The organism is Oleiphilus sp. HI0079 (assembly GCF_001635105.1).
On the sequence record NZ_LWFT01000285.1, the window covers coordinates 1 to 581 of the forward strand.

Annotated in this window: 1 pseudogene; it reads right to left on the reverse strand. The window is 45.6% G+C overall.

From position 1 onward, the window contains the following. Window positions 1-62 precede the first annotated feature (62 nt). Window positions 63-581: pseudogene (locus tag A3750_RS04045) on the reverse strand (isocitrate lyase); the annotation flags it as partial.

A 581-nucleotide genomic window follows, 5' to 3' on the forward strand; every position in this document is an offset into this window, starting at 1 on the left:
CTATAACGAAAAAAGGCGACCCTAAGGTCGCCTTTTAAACAGCTTAACTAGCCAGTCTCAAATTAAGAGAACTGGTTAGAAGTGTTTTTCGCACCGCCAGCTTTAAGCGCGCGATCACCAAGGTAGTATTCTTTGTGATCATCACCAAGGTCTGAGCCAGCCATGTTTTGGTGTTTAACACATGCGATACCTTGACGGATCTCTTTACGCTGAACGCCTTCAACATAACCAAGCATACCTTGCTCACCAAAGTAGTTTTTAGCAAGGTTGTCTACAGACAATGCAGTGGTGTGGTAAGTCGGTAGCGTGATCAAGTGGTGGAATACGTTCGCTTCGCGAGCTGTATCCGCTTGGAACGTTTTAACACGCTCGTCCGCAGCTGCAGACAATTCAGAATCGTCGTACTCAGCAGACATTAGGTTTGCACGATCGTATGCAGAAACGTCTTTACCTTCTGCTACCCATGCATCGTAAGTTTGCTGACGGAAGTTCAATGTCCAGTTGAAAGATGGAGAGTTGTTATAAACAAGCTTCGCATCTGGGTGTACTTTACGTACGTCGTCCATCATGCCTTTGATTTC